The sequence below is a fragment of the Desulfofundulus australicus DSM 11792 genome (genome assembly GCF_900129285.1).
Taxonomy (GTDB): domain Bacteria; phylum Bacillota; class Desulfotomaculia; order Desulfotomaculales; family Desulfovirgulaceae; genus Desulfofundulus; species Desulfofundulus australicus.
In genome coordinates this window covers 1-24,364 of record NZ_FQUW01000008.1, presented here as the reverse complement: position 1 = coordinate 24,364, position 24,364 = coordinate 1, and the positions used below count along the sequence as shown (strand labels likewise).

Annotated in this window: 21 protein-coding genes and 1 pseudogene; all 22 read left to right on the top strand. The window is 53.3% G+C overall.

Features of this window, described 5'->3' with window-relative positions:
* Window positions 1–17 precede the first annotated feature (17 nt).
* The gene (locus BUB44_RS03295) at window positions 18–392 is read left to right on the top strand and encodes a response regulator (RefSeq protein ID WP_073163193.1); all 375 of its coding nucleotides are present in this window, start codon (window positions 18–20) and stop codon (window positions 390–392) included.
* A gap of 19 nt (window positions 393–411) precedes the next feature.
* Window positions 412–1,404 (top strand): flagellar motor switch protein FliM, encoded by a 993-nt coding sequence (gene fliM / locus BUB44_RS03290; protein ID WP_073163192.1) that lies wholly within the window; start codon window positions 412–414, stop codon window positions 1,402–1,404.
* Entirely contained in the window at window positions 1,397–2,638 is a 1,242-nt protein-coding gene (gene fliY / locus BUB44_RS03285; RefSeq protein WP_073163190.1) for a flagellar motor switch phosphatase FliY, read from the top strand. The genes fliM and fliY overlap by 8 nt, the downstream gene beginning before the upstream one ends.
* Before the next feature lie 148 nt (window positions 2,639–2,786).
* Window positions 2,787–4,358 carry an O-antigen ligase family protein gene (locus BUB44_RS03280; RefSeq protein ID WP_073163189.1) on the top strand — a complete coding sequence of 524 codons (1,572 nt, stop codon included), beginning with the start codon at window positions 2,787–2,789 and terminating at the stop codon, window positions 4,356–4,358.
* Window positions 4,355–4,615, top strand: coding sequence for a DUF5678 domain-containing protein (locus BUB44_RS03275; protein ID WP_073163187.1), 261 nt, complete (start codon window positions 4,355–4,357; stop codon window positions 4,613–4,615). The genes BUB44_RS03280 and BUB44_RS03275 overlap by 4 nt, the downstream gene beginning before the upstream one ends.
* Entirely contained in the window at window positions 4,602–4,790 is a 189-nt protein-coding gene (locus BUB44_RS03270) for a pepsin/retropepsin-like aspartic protease family protein (protein ID WP_073163185.1), read from the top strand. The genes BUB44_RS03275 and BUB44_RS03270 overlap by 14 nt, the downstream gene beginning before the upstream one ends.
* A 155-nt stretch (window positions 4,791–4,945) precedes the next feature.
* Window positions 4,946–5,722: a tetratricopeptide repeat protein gene (locus tag BUB44_RS03265; protein WP_165610998.1), complete on the top strand. Its 777-nt coding sequence runs from the start codon at window positions 4,946–4,948 to the stop codon at window positions 5,720–5,722.
* A 4-nt stretch (window positions 5,723–5,726) separates the two neighbouring features.
* Window positions 5,727–6,599 (top strand): Wzz/FepE/Etk N-terminal domain-containing protein, encoded by an 873-nt coding sequence (locus BUB44_RS03260; protein WP_083543066.1) that lies wholly within the window; start codon window positions 5,727–5,729, stop codon window positions 6,597–6,599.
* Between the two features lie 114 nt (window positions 6,600–6,713).
* On the top strand, window positions 6,714–8,096 hold the full coding sequence (locus BUB44_RS03255; protein WP_083543065.1) for a UDP-glucose dehydrogenase family protein: 1,383 nt from the start codon (window positions 6,714–6,716) through the stop codon (window positions 8,094–8,096).
* Window positions 8,093–9,055, top strand: a complete 963-nt coding sequence (locus BUB44_RS03250; RefSeq protein WP_073163181.1) for an NAD-dependent epimerase/dehydratase family protein — start codon at window positions 8,093–8,095, stop codon at window positions 9,053–9,055. Before BUB44_RS03255 ends, BUB44_RS03250 begins: the two co-directional genes overlap by 4 nt.
* A 197-nt stretch (window positions 9,056–9,252) precedes the next feature.
* Window positions 9,253–10,188 (top strand): phenylacetate--CoA ligase family protein, encoded by a 936-nt coding sequence (locus BUB44_RS14950; protein WP_083543064.1) that lies wholly within the window; start codon window positions 9,253–9,255, stop codon window positions 10,186–10,188.
* Window positions 10,188–10,646 (top strand): acyl-CoA synthetase family protein, encoded by a 459-nt coding sequence (locus BUB44_RS14945; RefSeq protein ID WP_083543063.1) that lies wholly within the window; start codon window positions 10,188–10,190, stop codon window positions 10,644–10,646. Before BUB44_RS14950 ends, BUB44_RS14945 begins: the two co-directional genes overlap by 1 nt.
* On the top strand, window positions 10,639–11,757 hold the full coding sequence (locus BUB44_RS03240; protein ID WP_073163180.1) for a glycosyltransferase: 1,119 nt from the start codon (window positions 10,639–10,641) through the stop codon (window positions 11,755–11,757). The genes BUB44_RS14945 and BUB44_RS03240 overlap by 8 nt, the downstream gene beginning before the upstream one ends.
* The gene (locus BUB44_RS03235; RefSeq protein ID WP_073163178.1) at window positions 11,754–13,196 is read left to right on the top strand and encodes an O-antigen polymerase; all 1,443 of its coding nucleotides are present in this window, start codon (window positions 11,754–11,756) and stop codon (window positions 13,194–13,196) included. Before BUB44_RS03240 ends, BUB44_RS03235 begins: the two co-directional genes overlap by 4 nt.
* Window positions 13,184–14,332, top strand: coding sequence for a glycosyltransferase (locus tag BUB44_RS03230; RefSeq protein WP_278247928.1), 1,149 nt, complete (start codon window positions 13,184–13,186; stop codon window positions 14,330–14,332). Before BUB44_RS03235 ends, BUB44_RS03230 begins: the two co-directional genes overlap by 13 nt.
* Window positions 14,333–14,360: 28 nt before the next feature.
* On the top strand, window positions 14,361–17,714 hold the full coding sequence (locus BUB44_RS03225) for a VPA1262 family protein (RefSeq protein ID WP_073163174.1): 3,354 nt from the start codon (window positions 14,361–14,363) through the stop codon (window positions 17,712–17,714).
* Window positions 17,715–17,735: 21 nt separating this feature from the next.
* Window positions 17,736–18,917 carry a glycosyltransferase family 4 protein gene (locus BUB44_RS03220; protein ID WP_083543061.1) on the top strand — a complete coding sequence of 394 codons (1,182 nt, stop codon included), beginning with the start codon at window positions 17,736–17,738 and terminating at the stop codon, window positions 18,915–18,917.
* Window positions 18,918–19,056: 139 nt separating this feature from the next.
* Window positions 19,057–20,208 (top strand): hypothetical protein, encoded by a 1,152-nt coding sequence (locus BUB44_RS03215; RefSeq protein ID WP_073163173.1) that lies wholly within the window; start codon window positions 19,057–19,059, stop codon window positions 20,206–20,208.
* Between the two features lie 158 nt (window positions 20,209–20,366).
* Window positions 20,367–20,672 (top strand): DUF1848 family protein, encoded by a 306-nt coding sequence (locus tag BUB44_RS16090; protein ID WP_207545615.1) that lies wholly within the window; start codon window positions 20,367–20,369, stop codon window positions 20,670–20,672.
* Between the two features lie 13 nt (window positions 20,673–20,685).
* Window positions 20,686–21,684 (top strand): AAA family ATPase, encoded by a 999-nt coding sequence (locus BUB44_RS03205; protein ID WP_073163170.1) that lies wholly within the window; start codon window positions 20,686–20,688, stop codon window positions 21,682–21,684.
* A 355-nt stretch (window positions 21,685–22,039) separates the two neighbouring features.
* Window positions 22,040–23,605 (top strand): S8 family peptidase, encoded by a 1,566-nt coding sequence (locus tag BUB44_RS03200; protein ID WP_131821573.1) that lies wholly within the window; start codon window positions 22,040–22,042, stop codon window positions 23,603–23,605.
* A gap of 560 nt (window positions 23,606–24,165) precedes the next feature.
* Window positions 24,166–24,364: pseudogene (locus BUB44_RS03195) on the top strand (IS110 family transposase); the annotation flags it as partial.

The following is a 24,364-nucleotide window of genomic DNA, read 5'->3' as shown; positions in this document are numbered from 1 at the left end:
TGCGAGGGGGAAACGGGATGGGTAAAAGGATCCTGGTGGTTGATGATGCCGCCTTCATGCGGATGATGATCAAGAATATCGTGACCAAAAGCGGCTATGAAGTGGTGGGCGAGGCGGAAAACGGCAAGCAGGCCGTGGAAAAATACGCCGAGCTCAAACCGGACATTGTGACCATGGACATCACCATGCCCGATATGGACGGGATCGAAGCGGTGAAGGCCATTAAAGCCATTGATCCCCAGGCCAGCATTGTCATGGTCAGCGCCATGGGCCAGCAGGCCATGGTTATGGATGCCATTCAGGCCGGGGCCAGGGACTTTATCGTCAAGCCCTTCCAGCAGGAGAGGCTCCTGCAGGCCATTGAGCGGGTACTGGCCCGCTCCCGCAGGTAGGTAGGAGGAGGCGCGTCGAATGCAGGATGTCCTGAGCCAGGGGGAAATAGATTCCCTCCTGGCGGCCCTCACATCCGGCGAACTGAGCCTGGAGGAAGCTCAAAAAACGGCGGCCCCTTTGATCAAGCCCTACGATTTTCGCCGGCCCAACAAGTTTTCCAAGGAGCACCTGCGGACCCTGGAAATGATGCACCAGCATTTTGCCCGGCTGCTGTCCAGCTTTCTTTCCGGTTATCTCAGGGCGGCAATTAACGTGGAAATGGCCTCGGTGGGACAAATGATATATGAGGAGTTTATCCGCTCCATTCCCAGCCCCACGGCCCTGGCCGTCTTCGGCTTAAAGCCACTGGAGGGTCCGGCCCTGCTGGAGATCAACACCCAGGTGATTTTCCCGATGCTGGACCTGCTTTTTGGAGGACCGGGCACCTCGTCTGACCAGATCAGGGAACTGACGGATATCGAAGTAACCGTGGCCAGACGGCTGGTGGAGCGCATTCTGGAGCACCTGGCCCAGGCCTGGCACGATTTTTACACCGTGGAGCCCCGGGTGGAAAACATCGAGTCCAACCCCCGGATGCAGCAGCTTTATTCGCCCAACGAGGTGGTGGCCCTCATTACCTTTTCCGTGTCCATCAACGATGAGGAGCGGGGCTTTATCAACCTCTGCCTGCCCTACCTGCTGATGGAGCCGGTGATCTCCCGTCTTTCTGTGCGCCAGCAGTTCAGCCGCCAGGCGGGCGGCCCCCGCCCGGAGGATCTGGAGCGGCTGAGCCACTGGCTGGGATTTTCCCGGGTGGAACTGCAGGTGGTCCTGGGGGAAGCGGAAATCACCGTGCACGAGTTGCTGCAGCTGCAGGAGGGCGACGTGCTGGTGTTAAACCGCCATCTGAATGAGGACCTGGACCTGTACGTGGAGGGGGAGCGGAAGTTCGGCGTGCAGGCCGGGCGGGTAGGGCAGAACCTGGCGGTGCAGGTGGTATCGCTGAGCGGGGAGGATATGAACGGTGAATGACGGCAACAATTTTCTGAGCCAGGAGGAAATAGACGCCCTGTTAAAGGCCGCGGCCGGGGAAACGGCACCGGAGGCGGGCAATGCGGAGGGCGAGGTGGCAGCCGCAGCTGCGCTGTCCCCGGAGGGCCGGGCTGACGGCGGCGGAGGGCCGGAGCAGCCGGCCGTGGAACCGGCCGGTGAGCCGGCGCCGGGGAGCCGCTCCTCCTCCGCGGGCTGCCGGCCGGCGGTGGACCTGACCCCCGAAGAAAGGGACGCCCTGGGGGAAATTGGCAATATTTCCATGGGGTCGGCCGCCACCACCCTTTCGGAACTGCTGAACCAGAAGGTGACCATTACCAGTCCCCGGGTGCTGACCTGCAGCCAGGAGGAATTTTTTTCCTCCTTCAAGGTGCCCTACGTCATCATCCAGGTGGAATTTAAAGAAGGCCTGAAGGGTTTCAACGTGCTCATCATCCAGCTGAAGGATGCCATGGTCATGGCCGACCTGATGATGGGCGGGGATGGTACCAACGTGGCGGAACAAATCTCCGAACTGGAGCTTTCCGCCGCGTCGGAGGCCATGAACCAGATGATCGGCTCGGCCTCCACCTCCCTGGCCACCATTTTCCGCCGGACCATCAACATTTCCCCGCCCCAAACCACGGTGCTGGAGGTTTCGGAGGAGGGGACGGGCTACCGGCTGCCCACCGGAGACCCCATTGTGGTGGTCTCCTTCAAGATGACCATCGGGGAGCTGGTGGATACGGAAATTATGCAGATCATGAGCATGGAGACGGCCAAAGAAGAGGCGGCCATGCTCCTGGAACAGCTGGCGGCCCAGGCTGCCGCCCCCGCCCCGCAGGCGGCCGTTCCGGAACCGGAGTCCCCGCCGGAGTCTGCCCGGATGAAAACTACCCCGGCCGCGGCCGCGGGAGCGCCGTCCGGGAACGGCGACAGGCGTGCTCCGGGCACCTTGAGCGAGGAGGAACAGCGCAAGCTGGAGCTGCTGCTGGACATCCCCCTGAAAGTCAGTGTGGTCCTGGGGCGCACCCGGCGGCCGATTAAAGAAGTGCTGGGCCTGACTCCGGGGGCCATCGTGGAGCTTTCCTCCCTGGTGGACGAGCCGGTGGAGGTGCTGGTCAACGGCACCCTGGTAGCCCGGGGGGAAGTGGTGGTGGTCAATGAAAACTTCGGCGTGCGCATCACCAGCATCATCAGCCCGGAAGAACGGGTGGAACAGCTGGGAAGGCGTTAATTATCCCGGCCGGATGCAGCCATGCCGGCCTGAGGAAGGGTTGGAAATTGTTTGCGGACCAGAGGAGGAAATAAGGAATTTTTGTAGAATGTTGTAATTTGTGCCTTTACAGTACCATTGAAATTATTCGCTAACGAGGAGTAAGCCCATGGCCGGAAAAACTGCTTCGATCAGCCGCTCAACCCGTCCAATGGAACTGAATGCAGCAGTGGCGGCTGCCCGCCCCTGGACCTACCAGGTTGCCTTCTGGGGGCTGGCGGCGCTGCTCTTTTTCCCGCCCTTTTTCCGGGGGCTTTTCTTCCCCCCGGAGCAGGAAATGGCCCTGATGGGCGCGGCGGTTATCTTCTGGTTTACCTGGCTCTGGAAGCACGGGCGGCGGGATTACAGCTTTTTAACCCACCCGCTGGACTACTTCACCCTGGCCCTGCCTCTGGTGTACGTCATGGCCGCCTTCGGCGCGGTCAACTACGGCCTGGCCGTGGATGAAATTGTGAAGAACATCCTCTATTTCCTGGCCTACTGGGTGGCCGTTCAGGTGGTGCAGCGGGAGGAAGACGCCCGCCGGCTGCTGCAGGTTATCTACCTGGCTGCCGCCGGGGTGGCATTGGCCGGTCTCTTCACGGCCACCGGCCTGGTTTACATAAAGGATGGTTTTCTCAACGGGCGCATTTATTCTTCATTTCAGTATCCCAACGCCCTGGCCAGCTACCTGGCCCTGGCGGGCTTTGCCGGGCTGTTCTTCTGGGCGCACCACGGCTTTTCCACCGTGGGTGAAAGCATCACCGACCGGGTGCTGCGCCAGGCCCTGCCCCGGCGCCTGCTGGAGTGCCGGCCCTTCGGGTATTTTTACGCCGCGGCCAACTTCATCATCCTGGCCGTGCTCTTCGGCACCAGGTCCCGCGGCGGCCTGCTCATTACCGGGGCGGTGTTCCTGCTCTACCTGATCGGTCTGCACTGGCAGAAGCGGCTGCCCGTGCTGCTCCACGCTCTGTATGTGGGCGGGCTGGGCTATCTCGTTTCCCATAAGTTTATCGCCGCGGCCGCGGCCAAACAGGCGGGTGCGGCCTGGCTCTGGTTTTCCGGCGGGCTGGTCCTGGTGCTGGCCGGGCAGTGGGCATGGGGCCTGGTTGAAAAACGCTATCTATCCCCGTGGCTGGGGGATAAAAGAAAGGTGAGCCTGGCCCTGGCCTCCGTGATCCTGGCCTGCCTGGTGGCAGGTGCGGCGGTGCTGGCCGCACACCCCGGGGCCATGGAAAAGGTAACCAGCTTCACCTACCTGCGCAATGCCTTTGAACGCGCTTACTTTGTTAAAGACGCCCTGGCCATGATTAAAGACCGCCCCTTCCTGGGCTGGGGAGGCGGCGGCTGGGAAGAGGCCTACCGGGCCTACCAGGGCTACCTGTACAACTCCAACGAGGTGCACAGTCACTACTTCCAGGTGGCCGTGGAGACCGGCCTGGTGGGTCTGCTGGTGATGCTGGGCATCTGGGCCTCCTTCCTGTGGGCCGCCCACCGGGCGTACTGGAGCGCGCCCGCCGGCAGTACCCGCCGGGGGATGGCCTGGGCCATAACCGCCGGGACCCTGGCCACCGGCCTGCACGCGGCCATCGACTTCGACCTGTCCCTGTCCGCCCTCACACTGGCGTTATGGACTCTTTTTGCTTGCGTCAGGGTTTTGGGGTATAATCGAAACAGGGAAATAAGCGGGGAAGGTGAATGATGATGTCTTTTCGTTATAACCCGGAGGAAATAGTAAAAAGGAATGCACAACTCTACGAAAAATATGGGCGGCATTTGGAAAAGGAGCACAAAGGAAAATACATTGCCATTTCTGAGGATGGGCAGATTATAGTTGATTCCAATGATGTTCAAGCTGCACAAAAAGCAATAGAAAAGTTTGGCCCCGGCCGCTTCGCTTTTTACAAAATCGGCTTTAAAGCCATAGGTAAATGGAGGATTATAAGTGCCTACCTATGAATACCCCTATATTGACTTGTTTTTTGCAGTTGGTAATTATAAAGAAAAGGTTCGTGCCTATATAGATACTGGATTTGAGGGTTATATCGTTTTGCCAGATGATTACATTGATAGAATCGGTGAACCTGCATTTTTGGCTAATTGGGAAGTAGCAGATGGTAAGGACAGTGACTAAAATTGGGCAAAAAAGCAAGACACAAAAAAACAATTAGTATAGTTGCTAAAGATATTGCTCAAGTTCCAGGCAATAAAGTTCAACCAGCAAAAAAAAGTGGAGTTCACCCCCCGAAACCCGTAGCCCTGGCCGCAGCCTCCGCTGCCGGCGCCATAGTGTTCCTTTTTGCCTTCTTCCTGGCCTCGGCCAACAGCTATGCCACCCAGGCAACCGGATACCTGCAGCAGGGAAACGTCCGGCAGGGCCTGGCCGCCATGCAGCAGGCAGCCGCCCGCAACCCTTTTAACGCCGACTATCACACCGTCCTCATGCGCATCTACCTGGGCACGGGTCAACCCCGGCAGGCCCTGGAGGAGGCCCGCCGGGCCGCGGCCCTGAGCCGCTACAGCGCCGGCTGTCAGGCCGACCTGGCGCAGGCCTTGCTGGCCGCCGGCAGGTACCGGGAGGCGGTGGAATCCGCCCGCCGGGCGGTGGAACTGGCCCCGTACCAGATCGCCTGGTACGAAACCCTGGCCACCACCTGCGCTGCCGCCGGCAGGGGCGAGCTGCAGGCGGGGAATAAAGACGCCGCCCGACAGCACCTGGAAGAAGCCCTGCAGGTGCCGGAGATGATCCGGGCCCGGGTGGCCGGGCTGGGGGAAGAGGAGAAGAAACTCTGGGTGGATGCCCCCATGCTCTCCGTTACCCCCGGGGTGCACCTGGGCTTGGGGCAGGCCTGCTACCTGCTGGGCGACCTGCCGGGTTCGGAGAAAAGCCTGCAGGCCGCCATGCAGGACGACCGGTTGAAGGGCGAAGCATCCCTCTGGCTGGCCCTGGTTAAAGAAAAGCAGGGCCAAAAGGAGGAAGCTCAAAAGCTGCTCAAGGAAGCCGGGCAGATAAATAAAAGTTTGGAAGCGGCTTTCCAGCAGTTGAAGGCAGTTCCCACATTTTAGGAGGATGAAACACTTGGAAGAAGAACTGGATCTGAGGGATCTAATCCTTATCCTGTGGAAAAGGCGGAAGCTTATCCTGGGTATATTCCTGCTCGCTGTTTTAGCCGCGGCGGCAGTCAGCTTTATAATCCCGCCGACATATGAAGTGAGCACAATCATTGCGCTGGGTGCTTTTCCCGATCCCACCTATACCAGCCAGGCTTCGGCCAGGGAAATCCTGCTCAGCGATGAATTGTTGCTTAACGTCATATCTGCTTTAAAGCTCGACGTTCCCAGGGAAAAATTCAGGAGTTTTAAGCAAACCATCAAGGTGGAGCCGGTTAATGACACAAACTTTCTTAAGATTTCCATACAGACCACCAACCGTTCCGAAGGCAGGGCCATAGTGGAAAAAATGGTTGAGCTGTTCAAAGAGCGGAGCAGTGCTTCGTACCAGCAGTACAGGCAACTGCTGGCCGGCCAGCTGGATGCGGTGAGAACCCGCCTGTCCTCGGTTGAAGCGGACATCAAAAAGACACGGGAAGTTTTAAGTGCCATCGAATCCACCACGGGTATTTCGCCGGTGGAAAAGGACCTGCGCCGCTCCCGCACCCTGGAGTACCTCCAGAGCGAAGAGTCCCAGCGTATCGAGCTTCTGGACCGCTACCTGGCTCTGCAGAAGGAAATCAACGGGTTGAAAGACGTGCAGGTTATCCGCGGTGCCCGGGAACCGGTTTACCCGGTTAAGCCAAATAAAAAACTTAATGTAGCCCTGGCCGGGATGCTGGGGTTAATGGTGGGAGTATTTCTGGCTTTTATACTCGAGTATTTCCAGCGGAATCCACTGGACCTGTCCAAGCGTGAGGGTATATCGGCACAGAACAGCCAGAAATTGTAAAATGCTCCTGGTTCAGCGAGGGACATATACCTAAACGTCGTAATTATTGGAACCTGGTAAAATTGTATGACCAAATGCCATTCGACTAGAAACTAATTAGGGAGAGTTTTTCTTGTGGACGGATTTAAACCCCTAAAAGTGGCCATGATTGGCACCGGCTATGTAGGTTTAGCTACCGGAACTGCCCTGGCCTATTTAGGGCACCAGGTCACCGGAGTGGATAAAGATGTGTCTAAAATAAAGCTTTTGCGTTCCGGCAAAAGCCCAATTCGTGAGCAGGGGCTCGAAACTCTTCTGGCGCTGGCTCAAGACCGCCTGTTTTTTACTCACTCTACTGCCGAAGCAGTGGCCGAAGCCCATGTTATCTTAATTGCAGTGGGTACCCCCTCCAAAGCCAATGGGGAGGCTGATACCCAGTTTGTGGAAGCAGCGGCCCGTGAGGTTGCCGCGAGCTTGTTGCCTGGGCGCAATTACATCCTTGTGGTTAAATCTACTGTGCCTGTTGGTACTAATCGCCGGGTGGCTTATGTGGTAAACCGGGTGCTGAACGAGCGTGGTCTCGCGAAAGAGGTAACCGCGTACGTAGTTTCCAACCCTGAGTTTCTTCGAGAAGGCATGGCCCTTTATGATACCTTTTATCCCGACCGCATCGTGGTGGGTGCGCGGGAGGCCGCGGGGGTGGAAATGCTGCGGCGGCTCTACCGGCCCATCCTGGAGCAGACCTTTGACCCGCCTCCTTTTCTGCCCCGGCCCGAAGGTTATGCCCTGCCCCCGCTGATTACCACCGATCCCACCAGCGCCGAGATGATTAAATATGCGGCCAACGCCTTTTTGGCCCTTAAGATCAGCTTCATCAACGAAATTGCCGGGCTGTGCGAGAAAGTGGGGGCCGACGTGACCGAGGTAAGCAGGGGCATCGGCCTGGACCCGCGGATTGGGCTGCGTTTTCTGGCCGCGGGACTGGGCTGGGGAGGAAGTTGTTTTCCCAAGGATACCGCCGCCCTTTTGGCCATGGGGCAGGAGTACGACTACGACTTGCCGATTGTGGCCGCTGCCCGGGAGATTAACTTCCGCCAGCGCCTCCGGGTGGTAGAAAAACTGCAGGAAGCCCTGAAAGGAGTGCGGGGCCGCGTGGTGGGGGTATTGGGTTTGTCTTTTAAACCGGGAACCGACGATATACGGGAATCTCCATCCATGGATTTGGTCCGAATACTGATTGATCGCGGCGCCCACGTGCGGGTGCATGACCCGGTAGCCTTGGACAACGCGCGGCGGGCATTAGAAGGATTAGAAGTGGAGTTTTTCCAGGATCCTTACACTTTGGCCTCGGGGGCCGAAGCCCTGGTGCTGGCCACAGAATGGCCCGAGTACCGGCACCTTGACCTGGCCCGCCTGGCCGGAATGATGCGTACTCCGGTGCTGGTGGACGGGCGCAACCTGTTTGACCCTGAACAAGCCAGGCGAGCGGGATGGACCTACCTGGGGGTGGGCCGGTGAAATCAGCTTTAGTAACAGGAGGGGCCGGCTTTATAGGCAGCCACCTGGTAGACCGCCTTTTATCCGAAGGCTGGCGGGTCACGGTCGTAGATAACTTCGATCCCTTCTACGACCCCGGTATCAAGTGCAGGAACATAGCGCCCCACCTGGAATACAGCAACTATACCCTGGTTGAAGCCGACATAAGGGATATGGAGACTCTCCGGCAGCGCCTCTCCGGGGAGTACGATGTGATAGTTCACCTGGCAGCTAAGGCCGGTGTCCGTCCTTCCATACGCGATCCTATCTGCTACCAGGAAGTGAACGTCCGCGGCACGCAGAACCTGCTGGAGTTGGCCAGGGAATGGGGAGTAAAACAGTTCGTATTTGCCTCTTCGTCCAGCGTTTACGGGGTGAACCCCAACGTGCCCTGGCGGGAGGACGACTGCGTGCTCATGCCCATAAGCCCCTACGCAGCCACCAAGGTGGCAGGGGAACTCCTGGGGCACGTCTACAGCCACCTGTACGGCATCCGATTCATCGCCTTACGCTTATTCACCGTCTATGGCCCGCGACAGCGGCCCGACCTGGCCATCCACAAGTTCGCCCGGAAGATGCTGAAGGGCGAGCCTATCCCCATCTACGGGGACGGCACAAGCCGGAGGGACTACACTTACATAGACGATGTGATACAGGGAATGCGGGCAGCCATGGACTACACTGAAAGCCAGTACGAGATCATTAACGTGGGTAATAACAAAACAGTGAGCCTGCTGGAGATGGTCCGGGCACTGGAAGAAGTGCTGGAAGTAAAGGCCCGGCTCGACTTCCAGCCCCCCCAGCCCGGAGACGTGCCACAGACGTGGGCGGATTTGGAGAAGGCGGGGAGATTGCTATGCTACAGGCCGTGCGTACCGTTTCCTGAAGGCTTAAAGTGTTTTGCTATCTGGCTTATGGAATCCATTGACTGCCCCAGTTGATGGTGGCTACGTTCTTCGGTAGTCATGCGGGTGGGTTATTCTTGCTGGCTCACCGAATGCTCCGTTATCCGGTTGACCTCGTTGGACAATCAATTGGGCAGATCTATTACCCACGAGCATGAGAGGTCTGCGAACGGGGCGCACAGACGTTATCTTGTGGGCTGCCAGATGTAGCGATCAGACTAGGAGGCAAGGCAATGGTCAATAGAGTTCGGGGTTGGCTGTACAAAGTGTGGTTAAACACTTCGGGGCGAGGTGATGAGTTTTCACATTTGCAGGAGCTTCGAAGAGCAGAGCGTTTACCGAAAAAACAGATATATGAACTGCAGCAGGAGCGGTTGCACCGATTGCTGACTCATGCGTATGAGAATGTTCCGTATTACCGAACGCTGTTGAAAGAACATGGATGGACAAGAGGTCTGCCCAAAAGTGCTGTGTTCAAGTTCTCCCAGACCTTACCTTTTTTAACAAAAGAAATCATTCGGGAGCGATTTGATGAATTGAGATCGGAAGATTTGCCAAGACGGAAATGGTTCTACAATACCTCCGGCGGTTCTACTGGCGAACCTGTACGGTTCATTCAAGACAGCGACTACCATCAGTGGGCGCAAGCTGGAAAAATGCTGTTTGACAAATGGACAGGATATTCTGTTGGCATGCCCAAGATTGTGCTATGGGGCTCCGAACGCGATTTGTTGGTGGGCAATGAGACATTGCGAACCCGCATTGGGCGTTGGCTTCGTAATGAGCATTGGTTGAACACCTTTCGCATGACTGAGGCAGATATGCAAACGTATGTTCAGCGCATCAACGCTGTCCGGCCGGTTCAGATATTGGCTTACGTTGAAAGTATTTACGAACTCGCTAAATTTATAGAGCGCGAAGGGCTTAAGGTGCACACTCCACGTGCGATAATGACCTCAGCCGGAACACTGTATCCACATATACGCGAAGTAATTGAGCGAGTTTTCATGGCTCCCGTGTTCAACCGCTACGGGTCGCGGGAAGTTGGCGACATGGCCTGTGAGTGTGAGGCTCACCAGGGGCTTCACGTAAACCCATTAACCCATTATCTCGAAATCGTGAAACCCGATGGACAGCCTTGCGCTCCCGGAGAAGTGGGTGAGGTTTAGTGACTTCCCTTACAAATTTTGCTATGCCCCTCATTCGCTACCGGATAGGCGACATGGCTGTGTTTGCCGAGGGGGGGTGCAATTGCAGCCGGCACTGGCCTTGCTTAAGCGAAGTCGTAGGGCGCCTGACGGATGTCTTTGTTAGAGCGGACAGAGGTGTTGTTTCGCCCGAGTATTTCATCCATCTGGTAGGTGTTATGCTGCACAGTCCTGCGATACGAAAGTTCCAGTTCATCCAGGAGGACTACAACTGGATACGCCTGCTGGTGGCGCCTGCTGTTCCACGCGATGAAGCTGAGAGATGGCTTTTAAGAGGATATAGACAAGAGCTTGAAACAAAAGTGAAGCTGGTTATGGGCCAGGAATGCCGTCTTGATGTGGAGCTGGTGGAGGATATACCGCCTTCTGGCTCTGGAAAATATCGGTACATTATCTCAAAGGTGACCCGCGATGCGTGAATGTTTGACATCAGATCGCCTTGCCCTCTTCCTCCCTTCCCTCCGCGGCGGTGGAGCCGAGCGGGTCATGGTAAACCTGGCCCGGGGATTTGCTGAGCGGGGCCTGGATGTGGATCTGGTCCTTGCTAAAGCCGAGGGACCTTACCTTTCGGAAGTTCCCGCAGGAGTGCGGGTAGTTGACTTAGGAGCGTCCCGTGTATTACTGGCTTTGCCTGGTCTGGTGCGCTATTTGAGGCAGGAAAAGCCTGCGGCTATGCTCTCCACGCTAAACCATGCAAACATCATCGCCCTTTGGGCTAAGCGCTTAGCTGGGGTGCCGACCAGGGTTGTGGTGCGTGAAGCTAATACGGTGAGCTTATGCTCTGCGAATGCTTCGAGTTTACGGGGACGACTTATGCCCTTTTTAATGCGCCGCTTTTATCCCTGGGCTGATGCTGTAGTTGCAGTATCCAAAGGTGTTACGGAGGATCTTATTCGCACCGTGGGGCTCCCCGCAGAAAAGGTCAGGGTCATTTACAACCCCGTCGTCACTGAGGAGCTTTTTAAAAAGGCAGAAGAGCCCGTCGACCATCCCTGGTTTGCCCCTGGAGAACCTCCGGTTATTCTGGGGGTGGGGCGTCTAACCGAGCAGAAAGACTTCGCTACGCTTATCCGCGCCTTTGCGCTTGTTCGAAAGGAACGCCGAGCTCGTTTGGTCATTCTGGGAGAAGGCGAGAAACGACCTGAGCTTGAAGCTTTGGTGCAGGAACTGGGCCAAATGCAGCACGTAGATATGCCTGGATTTGTGGGTAATCCCTTCAAGTACATGAGGCGGGCGGCAGTTTTTGTGCTTTCATCTAGATGGGAGGGCTTACCGAACGTACTTATCCAAGCTTTGGCCTTAGGTACACCTGTCGTATCTACCGACTGCCCCAGCGGCCCTTACGAAATATTAGCCGGAGGCAGGTATGGGAAACTAGTACCGGTCGGAGAGCATGAGGAATTGGCCGAAGCTATCAGAAAAAATCTCACGTTGGAAAGAGAAAATATCCCAACGAAAAAGGCTACTCAACCTTTTACAGCTAATGAAGTATGCAGCCGATATCTAGAGGTTCTGGGGGTCAGCAGATGAAACTAACTCAGAACGGGCTTCTTCTTGGTTTGCTTGTCGCCATATTGGGTGGACTAGCCACATTTTTTTTAGCTTGGCAAACTACTGGTATAGCGATAATATTTTCCACCATCGCAAGTATTCTGCTCATTTTCTTGGGGCGTAGACTAACCGGTTATTATACTAACTTTACCGTGATCTTCCTTACTTTCTCGGCTCTCTATGGACTAACTGGTCCTATCGCAGCTTATTATGGAGAAGGTCTTCCTAATGTTTTTCCAACTCCCTATTTGGTTGATAACTTTCTCTTCCACTATTCACTAGCGATTATAGCGATGTCGGTTGGCCTGGTAGTTTCGGCTAGCGTGAAAATCACCAGGATTAACGTAGAAAATCAAATGCCTCGCTGGAATGAAAGGGCTTTGCTTGTAATAGCGTGTGCATTCGCTGGAATTGCTTCTCTCATGGAAATAGTGAATTTATTTCGTGTCGGGGGAATTGGTGTTTTACTTGCTGGTAAGGCTGCATACCAAAGCGCTGTTTCCGACCAGACCGGGACACTCCCTTCGGTCGAGATTACGTTACTTGCTACCACATTTCTTGGGCTTTGTTTATCCGCTAAAAACGTAACAGCAACAGTAAGAATGCGCCGTCTCCACCTCATCGTCTTATGGTTAGCATTAGCTTCACCTGAGATTCTAATATTGCTGGTGCTAGGCAGGAGAGGTTCACTCTTATCGTTGCTAGTTGTTCTTATTATTAGCTATTCCTTCTTTTCGCCTATTAAAAGAATAAACTCTAAGTGGTTCGCCATTGCTTTGACACTTTACTTGATTATGGGATTTATGTATGGTAGCAGGGCCCAGATCGGACATGCATTAGCAACGGGAGAATTGAGTGCATTGACGATGCGTATGTCCAAACCTGAGTTCTGGGCTACGAGCCTTAATCCAGCAAACAATGAGTTTGGTGCCCCATTTGGTAACTTCAATACCTATGTTTTGTCCGGCATGGCTGAGCTTAGGTGGGGGGAAACATACCTAATAGGCCTGACAATTCCAATTCCTCGCTTTATTTGGCCGGATAAACCTCAGTCAATCGTCTACGAGTTTAGAGATACTTTCTTCTCGGACTGGGCACAACGCGGTACAATTGCTGGAACTGCCTATTCCAGTATCCTGGAAGCATACGTCAACTTTGGTACACTCGGAGTTCCTGTTGTTTATTTCTTAATAGCACTGGCTATGGGTTGGCTGGAAAAGATGAGGTCGCGTTCGAGGTCTCTGGCATTTACCATCCTCTATCTGACCTTGCTGCCAGAGGCAATAACATTTCACCGGAGCAGTCTTGAGATGCCTTTATTTTGGCCGTCGTTATTAGCTTTAGTAGGCGTTGGTTCATATATCGTGATTAACTCGATGATTAAGTATTATCGCCCGGCGAAAGGGTGTTGTATTTGAATGGAAGACTCTTATTTCTCACGACCGGCCTCGCCTACGGCGGCGCGGAAACCCAGTTGGTGCGCCTAGCGACCCGCCTCAGGGCACGGGGTTGGGGGGTACGGGTTGTCTCCATGCTCCCGCCCCAGGCTTTTGCGGAGGAATTGGAGGCGGCGGGCATTCCGCTGGCCACCCTTAACATGCGCCGCGGCGTGCCGGACCCACGGGCGCTATTCCGGCTCGCGAGTATTCTCCGACGTGATCGGCCGCAGGTAGTTCACAGCCATATGGTTCATGCCAACCTTCTCGCACGCCTAGCCCGGCCTCTGGCCAGAGTTCCGGTACTGGTATGCACTGCGCACAACATTAACGAAGGTGGTCGTCACCGGGAATGGGCTTACCGGCTCACCGATTTTTTCTGCGACCTTACGACCCAGGTGAGCCAAGCGGGCCTCGAGCGCTATGTGCGGGTAGGGGCCGTACCTCGACACAAGATACGCTTCATCCCCAACGGGGTAGACACGGACCACTTCCGCCCTAATCCAGAGGCTGGTGCGCGTCTCCGGCACGAGTTAGGGCTTGGCAGCGCGTTCGCGTGGCTTGCGGTAGGGCGCATTGAAGGGGCAAAGGATTACCCCAACATGTTACGGGCCTTTGCCAGGGTCCTGCGGGAGCGCGGAGACACGGTGCTGCTTATCGCTGGGCAGGGCTCGCTAAGGGAGGAGGCTGAGCAGCTTGCAAATCAGCTTGGCCTTAGAGAAAAGGTGCATTTCCTCGGGGTGCGTAAGGACGTACCTGAACTTATGAACGCCGCGGACGCCTACGTCATGTCATCAGCCTGGGAGGGGATGCCCATGGTACTTCTGGAGGCAGCAGCTACGGGGCTTCCTATAGTGGCTACCGACGTGGGCGGGAACCGGGAAGTTGTTTTGGACGAACAGAGCGGCTTCCTTGTTCCCCCCGAAGACCTCGAAGCCCTGGCTCGGGCCATGCTGCACTTGATGGACCTGTCTCTGGAAGAAAGGCAGCGGATGGGCGAGTTTGGGCGCAGGTACATAGAAGAAAATTACTCCCTGGACCGAGTCGTCGACCAGTGGGAGGCGCTTTACATGGAATTGCTGGGTAAAAAGGGCCTTGGGAAAGTAGCCGAAAAGTAAATACGTTACCCGGTGAGGGTGAATAACAATGTATGCCCTTAACCTTTATGTTTTCCACCGCAAATCTGATAACTTTCACGCTTTGGTTTACGGTTTTGCTATTGACGTGGGGGAGGACGAACCTATTGCCTGGTACCAGCGGAAGATAAATGACACCAGGTCCTGGGAATTGCTGTGTTTATGGTGCATTCTCAACGGTGAATTCCTGGGCCAGTTTATTGAAAAAACGCTTTCTACAGGGAAGATTGAGGTTAAAGACCAGCAAATAGTTGTCCCCAGGTGGGAATTGCGCCCGGCCATCTATTTGGCGGGGCGCCAGGAGCATGTTACGGGGTTAAAGTCTCTGACCTACCGCACTGCCCGGGGCAGGATTTACTATGCTCTGGGAAAAACCTCTTATTTGGAGCGCCTTTTTCCTCCCGGAAATATGGAGAGGGACAAAGTTAAAGATGCCTTGCGCAAGCTGGAAGACTGGGTTGCCGGGAGTACTGGCGTCAAGCTATTAAGTGAGGATAGTGACCGTTTTGGCAATCTGGAAATTTACGACAATCTTGATGCCGGTTGCCTGCTGGAGCCTTTTGGCCTGCATGTAGAGTTAATCAAGGACATGCGAACGCACCCCGATAAGTGGTGGCAGCAACAACCGGTATCGCGTGGCGTTAAAATATGGGCTGACGAAACGTTGGAGAAAAGCCTGCCGCTGTGGGTGAATGTTTCTCTTTATAACGGGCGCAGCCATGCGCAAACTTTGCTGGCGGACGAACTAAAACAGCTCCAGCGTGCCGGAGATGTTGTTACCTGCGAAGGCGCAGAACCGATAACTTCCCTGGCAGTGAAGGTATGGTCAGGTCAGGGAAAGTTACTCCATTATTCTCACTCATATTTAATCCGATCCTTGCATTTCGACCTAAAACTGCTCACAGGCGTAAGATATATTAAAGACCCGTGGTCGGAAAAGCTGCCGCAAAAATACCGCGACCGTGCGGAAAGCGTTACAACTACCTTCAGGCAGGTGATTAATACCGGGGGATACCCTTTTGATCCCTGGGTGGCGGAAGGTGAGCTTTTTCGAAGCACACTGGCCGCGTTATTTCCTCAATCGTCACGAAGCCGCTTTTTTGTGGGTTCGCAGGATGGGGAGGTAATGTTCTTTGAGTACTTGCAGTCCTTACTTAGTCGCCCCGAGGTTAAAAAGGCAACATTCGTCGATCCTTACTTCGATACAGGTGCCGCTGCGCGCATCCTGCCCAGGCTGCAAAACCTTTCCCTTCCGGTGGAAGTAATTACCAGTCTAGTAGACAAGCAGGTCAGTGATAGTGAAAAAGCGGTTAGCCCTGAAGGCATGCGGCAGGTCCTGCGGCAGAATATAAGCTTACTGCCCCCTAACCTTAAAGTAATTAATGTGCAGAATGAACAGGCCACTGAACAGCAGTTCCATGACCGGTTTTTGCTGCTTGAGACTAAGGGTGGGATAGAGGGGTGGATACTGGGTAACTCCTTCAACTCCCAATCCCGAAGATATCCAGCCGTGATGGTGGAGCTGCCGGCGGATGTCTTAGAAAAAGTTGAAGAATATGTAGAGGGGCTGCGCGCGGGAAATGTTCCCGGCAGGGAGGAAGCACGCAGTGTGGTATTATGGGATGCCGAGGGGGTTAAAAGGCAAAGCCAGGAGGAGAAGCCAGAGGCGCTTCCCGGCAATCTTCGAGCGTTTCCCGGGTGGGAAGATATCCTGTGCTTTTTCCCTGTATCAGGTGCAGATGCGCGGGACGCTCTGCGGCAAATAATTGAGCTGGGGTACCTTGAAACCAGCGGCGAAGCGGCAAGCTGGCGGGTCAGAGAGGACAAGCGTGAGGAGGTTTTCTCCCAAATAAGGGATTATACCAAGCAGTTATTTGCGGCAGAAAACCCGGACGGTGACAAGGTTGACGCATTGTTTAGTTGTCTGGCGCACTGGATTTACTGTGGGGCCGGTTTTACGGCAGAAGATGTTATAGTAAGAAGTGAGCGTGCGGTCGCCTATTTACAGAGATTCCTTGAAAATTTGAGAAGAGAAATCTCGAATAGTATCAACGCAAAAGAGCTGCAATGGGCGCAGCTTAAAACGGTATACGAAAACTTCTCTGAGGAACCGGAAAGCTACAGACAGTGCTGGGGCTTGGGGCAGAACCCCTGGGAATTTGACCACCTATTGCGGGAAAAGGTGTTTTACGCCGAATATTTACAAAAGGCTGACCCGCACCGCTACTGTGAGGAGCTGGACCGCAATTGGGTATTGCTGCCCCACCTGTTCCACGTTTTACATTGGGAAGAGATTTCTAATGACTACTTCCAAAGTAAGGTGGCCACCAGGTTTATTCTGTTTCATCTGTTAAATTTCCGACCTGTGGCAGCGAGTACCCAGGAAGCGTGGCAAGCCGTACCTGCTGCTGGTGAGTGGAAAGTCAAAGTATTCCTGACACACCTTTCCATGCAAGGAATAGAGGAGCAGCAAAACCTTCTTCCGGAGGTACCCACGCTCCTTGACCAGGCGGTGCTCTCTGACGACGAAATACTGCCCTTTTTGACTGGCCTGAAACAAGGAGTGGCAGCCCTGTTGTCGGATTTACTTGACGCAACAAGGCCCGGGCTGGCCGGTTCTATGCGGCGGCAGGTTTTGGAGAGATGGGTTGAGAAACTTAAAGGAGAAAAGTTGTATTTTAACTACTCCCTTGACCAACCGGAAACAGAAAACATGGTCGACGTAACCTGTAAGCTGTACGGAACGGGCTGGACTGACTGGTACGTGAAGCAGTTTCTAAATGGGTTTCCTTGGAAGAAGTACCGCGACCCTTTGTACCGGTTCGCCGACTATAGTCATTGGTATGCCGATAGCCTGCGGTTGTTATGGTCGCTGTTCTTAGGGCTGACCTATCTTGTGGATAAGGTTTCCGGGCAGGGGGATGCCGAGGAGAAAACATGGGTCTTGAACGAGATAGTCAACCGTTTCGAGCAGTACCTTGTCCCCCATGTCTGGCAACTGGCGCAGGACGAAATTCTGTTGGATGAGGTATTGTATCTGATGGGTTGGCTGGCAGACCAGGCTGGCGCTGATAATTTGTGTGAGAAGTGTTTGTGCTTGGTTGAGGACCGGCGGGTGCACCTACCCCGAAAGCTTGTCATGTATCTCAGTACCTATAAGTTATTTGAAAAGCGGAAAAAGGAAGTTTTCGAAGTTCTGGAATCCCCGGTTCTGGCACTCTGGTTGAGCGAGAAGGCAAGGCACAAGCTGGACTGGATCGCTGATGCATTAGGGAGCCTGGCTGACAAGGCACCTGATCAGGATAGGGAGATATTAAGTTCTATGCGGTCAAAAGTGTTAAGGATTCGTTCGGAAGGTGTCTGAAGCGAAAGGGGTATGGGGTGAATGGCGGCTTGTAAGCCACAAATAGAAAAGGAGAGGGACAACTACCCCTGCCAGGGAAACGGCAAAGTATTGTTTATCGCTTCTGTCTATACTCACCTGGCTGCCTTTCACATCCCTTTTATGAAGCTGTTGCAGGAGAAGGGCTATGAGGTTTACGCGGCGGCTTCTTCCGCCGAAGGGCACAAGGAGGATGTAGAGGCAGAGGGGGTGACCTGTTGGGAGGTTCCCTTTACCCGTTCCCCTTACGGCTCCGCTAACGTATTGGCCTACCGCCAGCTGCGAGCTTTGTTAAAGGAGCATCGCTTCGACCTCATCCACGTCCATACCCCGGTGGCCGCTTTCCTGGGACGGTATTTAGCCAAGACCACTTACCAGGGGCCCGTTTTATACACGGCCCATGGCTTTCATTTTTATAAAGGCGCCCCGCGTCGCAACTGGCTTATTTATTATAATGCCGAGCGCCTGGCCGCCCCTTGGACGGACGGGCTGATTGTGATGAATGGTGAGGACTTTGATAACGCCCGAAGGCTAGGTTTTGAGGCGGGAAAGAACCTTTTTTACGTCCACGGCGTTGGGGTGGATCTGAGCAAGTTCTCTACCCCGGTTGCAGAGAAGGGGAGCGTGCGTGCTGCGCTGGGCATAGACCCTGACGACGTGGTAATAACCTGCGTGGCGGAATTGAATGAAAATAAGAACCACGCCTTTCTCCTTGACGCTTGGCGGGCGTTTATAAGGAGGTACGGTCATGGTCACTTATTGTTGGTAGGCAGTGGGGAAAAAATGGTTGTCCTGCAACAAAGGGTGGAGCAAGAGCGGATACCCAGGGTTCATTTCTTGGGCTACCGCAGGAACGTGCCCCAGATTCTCAGGGAAACGGATATTGTCACCCTGGTTTCCAAGCGTGAAGGCCTACCTAAAAGCATCATGGAGGCCATGGCCGCCGGCAAACCGGTGGTGGCCACCAATGTGCGTGGCAACCGCGATCTGGTGGAACACGGAAAAACGGGGTTGCTGGTGGAGCTTGGCGATGTGGATGGTCTGGCTGCGGCCATAGAAAAGCTTGTTTCCAATCCCGAACAGCGGGCCTCCATGGGTGCGGCCGGGCGGGAGAAGATCCAGGACTACTCCTTGGAGAAAGTTCTGACGGAGATGGCCGCTATCTATGACCGCTACCTGGAGTAGGAGGATTCGGATATTAACTTCGTTAAGTGCCCCCTGATAGCTGATCAACGAATGCTTATAAAGCAAGTGACATTTTCTTTTTGTATTTGGTGTATGTTGGCATAGATGAGTAGCAAGCCGGGCTAAAGGGGATTAGCCTATGTTCGGGGAAATATGGGCTTTATTGCGTCCGCATATTGTAGGTGCGTTAATAGGAACGATCTTAACATTTGTTTTTGAAGAAGCTATTAAAGCTTTTTTCAGGTCTACCTGGAGAAAGATTAAACGTTTGGCACGGATTTTCGTCCGGAAGCGGACAGTTTTTGGGGAAGAATTCATGCTGGGCAAACAAAAGTTGCCATGGATAGTTATTGATGGTGGGCACGGGGAAGCATATGATCCTGGTGATCTTGAATGCCGGTATGTGAAAGAGCGGGTAGAATTACCGGAGGAAGTAGAGAAGCTGAGAAAGATCGTTGAAGAGGAGCAACGACAGGCCAGCGCATCGCACCTGCGCGCTGCGTGGAATGGGAGCCGTTATTACCTTCATTCTTTTGTTATTGACCGCGAACCCGGTGATGAACGGAGCAGATTAAAGTTTATTTTCGGTCCCAGCGACTATTATAATTTTCTGGCCACTTCTCCTGTTTTAGATCGGCCGTTAAATGATGCTTTGCCCGGTGTAACATTGCGCAGCAAGTATTTGAAAGATCTGGACCCCTGGTCGAAGCCGGTAAGTTTCCTTGCCCATAGTTTCGGGATTAATCTTGCCGTGATTACCCGTGATGAATACATGGTTTTCGCGCAACGTTCACCAGGTACTTTTTCCCGGCCGGGGTATTGGAATGTGCCGGTAAATGAGGGGTTACAACGTCCATTCGACAATGACGAAACGGGGGCGCCTGATTTCTTTAAAGCAGCGGCCCGGGGCCTTTATGAGGAATTGGGTATATCGTTGGGGCGCGATTATAAGGAAAAGCCCAAGTTTCTTAGCTTTGGCCTGGATACTCAATTTTACCAATTTGGTCTGCTGGGATTTATCCGGATTCAACTCACGTTGGATGAGCTGCTAGCCATCCGTGCTTCAGGCGTAAAAGATAAATGGGAGGCAGTAAAAGTGGACGCGGCGAAGATGGAATTGGATAAAATTGTGTCATTCGTTCGCGATCACGAACCCTGGGCTCCGTCTGGATTGGTTTGTATTTTCCATACGCTAATTGCAATATTGGGGAAGCCGATAGCCGTGCACCGTGCATTTGAACAGATTGGGGTAAAGAAAATAACCTTAGAGGCTCCCCGGTTATCGGCATGATTATATCACGATCATAAATCTGCATCTTTGGTTGGTTTTTGTTGAAAAATACTCGCGGTATTCACCTGTAGCGAGGCTTTGCTGACAACTTTTGATAAAAATGTTTTCTGAAGCCTGGCGAGCGCAAGGGGTTATTGCTGCCTGATGGAAGAAAAAATGTGCTGTTCAATAAGCCCCGGATCGTTTCGGTCAGCCGGCGCACCGACATTCCCGCCTTTTACGGGGAAAGGTTCAGGCAACAGGTCCGCCAGGGGTGGGCGGTGAGCTGCAATCCCTTTAGCCGCCGGGCCGTCCGGGTCTCGCTACGGCCGGGAAACGAACGTCTATCCGGGCAATTAATTCGCGGTTATTTGAATTGGGGTTCTATGGTAGATAACGGCTTTGAAAGACCGAATGGAATTAAAATACGAATGGAATTAAAATATTATGTTAATAGAACTGTTTATAGAGAAAAAATAACCTAGTGGGTGAAGTAAAATGACCAGCGGCAGGCTGCTGAGGCAGTTGATTAAAATTGGCGCCCGGGACGGCGGGGAGGAGTTTCGCCGGGTGGCTGAAGAAGTTATCCGGGAAGAGCGCTTAAAAAATCATCATCTTTTGGCTAATGATCTGGAGCGTATTCTTTATGGAGAACATTCGGACCCGGGTAGAAAAAGTTTTCCGAGAGTATTGTATGATATTCCCAGAGACCGGGAAAGGGGATTGCCGCTCCTTGCAGTTCGTGAGCCGGTGCGGTATCTGCAGGACATAGTTCTTTCTGACGTTAACAAATCTATATTGGAAGAAGTGTTACTTGAAAATAGCCGTGCCGAAGTGCTGGCCAGTTACGGTCTAAAACCCATTTCCCGCCTTTTGTTTTGCGGGCCGCCGGGATGCGGGAAAACTTTAGCGGCAGAAGTTTTGGCCGCCGAATTGGGTTTGGAACTGGCGGTTGTCCGTTTTGATGCGGTAGTTTCTTCCTTTCTGGGGGAAACGTCGGCCAACCTTCGGAAAGTATTTGATTTTTTGGAAGCAAGCTGCTTTGTTGCTTTGTTTGATGAATTTGACGCGATTGGAAAGACCAGGGATGATCTTGGTGAACATGGAGAACTCAAGCGGGTTGTCAATTCTTTTTTGCAGATGATGGATGGTTTCCGGGGAAAAAGTATTTTAATTGCTGCTACCAACCACGAGCGGCTTTTGGACAAAGCTTTGTGGCGTAGATTTGATGAGGTACTGTTTTTTGAGCGGCCTAACTTAGAACAGATTCGGCAGTTGCTGATTGTTAAACTGAGGGGTGTCCGGTACGATCTGCCGCTGGAAGACCGTTCGTTTCTCAATCATTTTAAGGGCTTTTCGCATGCCGACATCGAGCGCATTCTGATCCGGGCTATTAAAACAATGGTTCTCAAAGGAAGGGAGTTTCTCACCCTGGAGCTGGTAGAAGAAGCGCGCAAGCGTGAGGAGGAAAGGCAGAATATTGTATTGAGGTTATAAGATCCGTGAAGAGGTGTTTGTGTTGGAGCGATATAACCACTTGAGATTGCAACGCCTGGTGCCGGTTAATCCCCGGCGCGTTCGACCGGGGAGAAGTAACGTAACCGTCCCGTCAGATCCGCGGGCTCATGCGCAGGAACTTTCCCGGCAACTGGAAAGGGTTGTCATAACGGCAGATAAGCAAGAACCGGGATTTGACCCCAATCTCCTGTTAAAAATTAAAGCGGTTGGAATTCAACCTGACGACCTGGAAAGCATTGAAGGCCTTCGGGTAGTCAGCCAGGAAGGGAGCGAACTGGTAGTTCTTTTTGCTTCTCAAGAAGGTCTGGATGAGTTCAGAAGAAGGCTGGCACAAATGTCGCGTGGCGAGGTACCCACCAGAAAAGATATAATTTTTGCCGTAAAAGGGATTGAAGGCTGGACGCCCGAAGATCGCCAGGGACCGGCACTGCGCCAGGAGGGTATCCCGGAAGAGGAGCCGTTTATTGTAGATGTAGAACTTTGGCCTCTGGAGAGGGGGCCGCGGCGGGAACAAATGCTCAATTATTTCGAAAACTGGTGTACTAAGAAAAACATAGTGAAAATAGACCGCGTTAACCAGGAAAATATCGTCATGTACAGGTTAAAAGTTACCAGGGAGTCACTTCAGGCAATCCTGTTGCATCGTGATGTTCGTCTTGTGGACCTTCCACCCCGTTATCAATTGTCTGTAAGCTTGGTGCATATGTCTTTAAGAGATTTGCCGGAAATTCCTTCCCCGCCGGATGGTGCTCCTGGTGTTGTCGTCCTCGACAGCGGTGTGGCAACGGGGCATCCTTTGCTGGCATCGGCCATTGGTGATGCTCAGAGTTTCTTCCCTGGTTTGGGGCCGCAAGACGAGTCCGGTCATGGTACAATGGTTTGTGGTCTTGCCTTGTATGGAGATATTGAGAAGTGCCTTAATGAGGGGCGCTTTATACCAGAGTTTCGTATTTTTAGTGGCCGGATTATAGATGCTGCTAACCGGAATGATACTGGCTTTGTCGAGAACCACATTATTGCAGCAGTTAAATATTTTGTTGAACACTATAATTGCCGGATATTTAACCTATCTTTTGGGGATTTACGCAAAATATACCTGGACGGTCACGTTCGGGGGCTGGCAACGGTACTGGATAGCCTGGCCAGGGAATACCAGGTACTTTTCGTGGTTTCAGCCGGAAATTTTGAGGGTACTGACGTTATTCCGGTCGATTGGCGGTCAGAATACCCAGATTATCTTTTTTCTCCCGAAGCACGGATAATTGACCCCGCACCGGCCTTAAATGTTTTAACCGTGGGCAGTTTAGCCAGATATGAGCAACCACGTATGGGGCAAAGACATCCTCATGATGTGGGATACCAACCGATCGCCCGTCGTGATCAACCGTCGCCTTTCACACGAACGGGACCTGGTCCCCGGAAAGCGATTAAACCTGAGGTGGTGGAGTATGGCGGGAATTTCTCGGTAGACCTCAGGCTTAGTAATCACGTTGCCGGACCAACTGATGGGCTTGGTGAAATAAGTACCGCGCATAATTTTGCTACCGGTAATTTGTTTAAAGTTGATCGGGGAACCAGTTTTGCAGCTCCTAAAATAGCGTACCTGGCCGGATTGTTGCTGCGGCGATATCCTGATGCCGGTCCCAACCTTTTGCGGGCATTGATTGTAGCTCATTCCAGGTGCCCGGAAGCAACAATAAAGCTTTTTAATGGCGATCTAGAGAAAATATTTAACGTTGTTGGCTACGGAAAGCCGGACTGGGAAAAAGTTGTATATTCTTTTGAGAATAAAGTAACGTTAATTAATCAAGAAGAAATAGAGGGGGAAAGCCACCATTTCTATGAAATTCCTCTGCCGGAGGATTTCTTTGGCCGCCAGAGAGAAGGCTGCGGCGGATAACAGTTGCTCTGGCGCACACCCCGCTCGTTCGCAGGACCAGGATTAACTATAAGGCAAGTGCAATAAATTTTAGGGTCGTTAAAAACAATAGTTTGGACAATGTTGTACGCGTTTTCCGGTATACTCCACGAGAAGAACGGGAAAAGTCAATCCCGGAAGCGGGGGATTTTATCCCCAAGGCAAGGTTTCGAAATAATGGAACTGTCCAGGCGGCCACCTGGGATTTGTCCCAGGTTGATTCAAGGTGGGGAGAAAATAAGATTTTTGTCGTGGTCACGAGAACAGTAGAACCATGGGCCAAAGATATTTTTGACCGTGAACCGTATGCTCTGGTGGTTGTTATTGAAGATTGCTCAAATCAACAGGTTAGATATTATTCACAAGTGCGGCAAATGTTGCGTGCAAGGGTGAGGGTTTAGAGAGTTGGCTTAATAAAGCAGGAAGTTTGGGTTTACTAAGCATTCCTGTAAACAGGAGTAGTGGGGCTTGAGGGAAAGAAAAAATCCTGGTATGGTGTAAATGCCAAAACCCAAAACCACCAATACCAGGAGGGATCAGCGATGTACAATCCCCTTTCCCAGAAGCTTGCCATGATCACACCTGAAACCTTAATTGTGGGTGTAGACGTGGCCAAGCATACCCACTACGCCCAAATGATCAATTTCCGGGGGGAGGGACTGCACAAGCCGTTCCCATTCCAGAATACCATATCCGGCATTGGTGATCTAGTCCAGCAAATCAGGACGATCCAGTTTAAAC

Excerpts from the sequence above, each read along its gene's own strand:
- BUB44_RS03205 (WP_073163170.1), top strand. The coding sequence starts at position 20,686 with ATGACCAGCGGCAGGCTGCTGAGGCAGTTGATTAAAATTGGCGCCCGG.
- BUB44_RS14950 (WP_083543064.1), top strand. The coding sequence starts at position 9,253 with ATGGTCAATAGAGTTCGGGGTTGGCTGTACAAAGTGTGGTTAAACACT.
- BUB44_RS03280 (WP_073163189.1), top strand. The coding sequence starts at position 2,787 with ATGGCCGGAAAAACTGCTTCGATCAGCCGCTCAACCCGTCCAATGGAA.
- fliM (WP_073163192.1), top strand. The coding sequence starts at position 412 with ATGCAGGATGTCCTGAGCCAGGGGGAAATAGATTCCCTCCTGGCGGCC.
- BUB44_RS03220 (WP_083543061.1), top strand. The coding sequence starts at position 17,736 with ATGGCGGCTTGTAAGCCACAAATAGAAAAGGAGAGGGACAACTACCCC.
- BUB44_RS03240 (WP_073163180.1), top strand. The coding sequence starts at position 10,639 with ATGCGTGAATGTTTGACATCAGATCGCCTTGCCCTCTTCCTCCCTTCC.
- BUB44_RS03260 (WP_083543066.1), top strand. The coding sequence starts at position 5,727 with ATGAAACACTTGGAAGAAGAACTGGATCTGAGGGATCTAATCCTTATC.
- BUB44_RS03225 (WP_073163174.1), top strand. The coding sequence starts at position 14,361 with ATGTATGCCCTTAACCTTTATGTTTTCCACCGCAAATCTGATAACTTT.
- BUB44_RS03295 (WP_073163193.1), top strand. The coding sequence starts at position 18 with ATGGGTAAAAGGATCCTGGTGGTTGATGATGCCGCCTTCATGCGGATG.
- BUB44_RS03200 (WP_131821573.1), top strand. The coding sequence starts at position 22,040 with ATGTCGCGTGGCGAGGTACCCACCAGAAAAGATATAATTTTTGCCGTA.
- BUB44_RS03215 (WP_073163173.1), top strand. The coding sequence starts at position 19,057 with ATGTTCGGGGAAATATGGGCTTTATTGCGTCCGCATATTGTAGGTGCG.
- BUB44_RS03235 (WP_073163178.1), top strand. The coding sequence starts at position 11,754 with ATGAAACTAACTCAGAACGGGCTTCTTCTTGGTTTGCTTGTCGCCATA.
- BUB44_RS03275 (WP_073163187.1), top strand. The coding sequence starts at position 4,355 with ATGATGATGTCTTTTCGTTATAACCCGGAGGAAATAGTAAAAAGGAAT.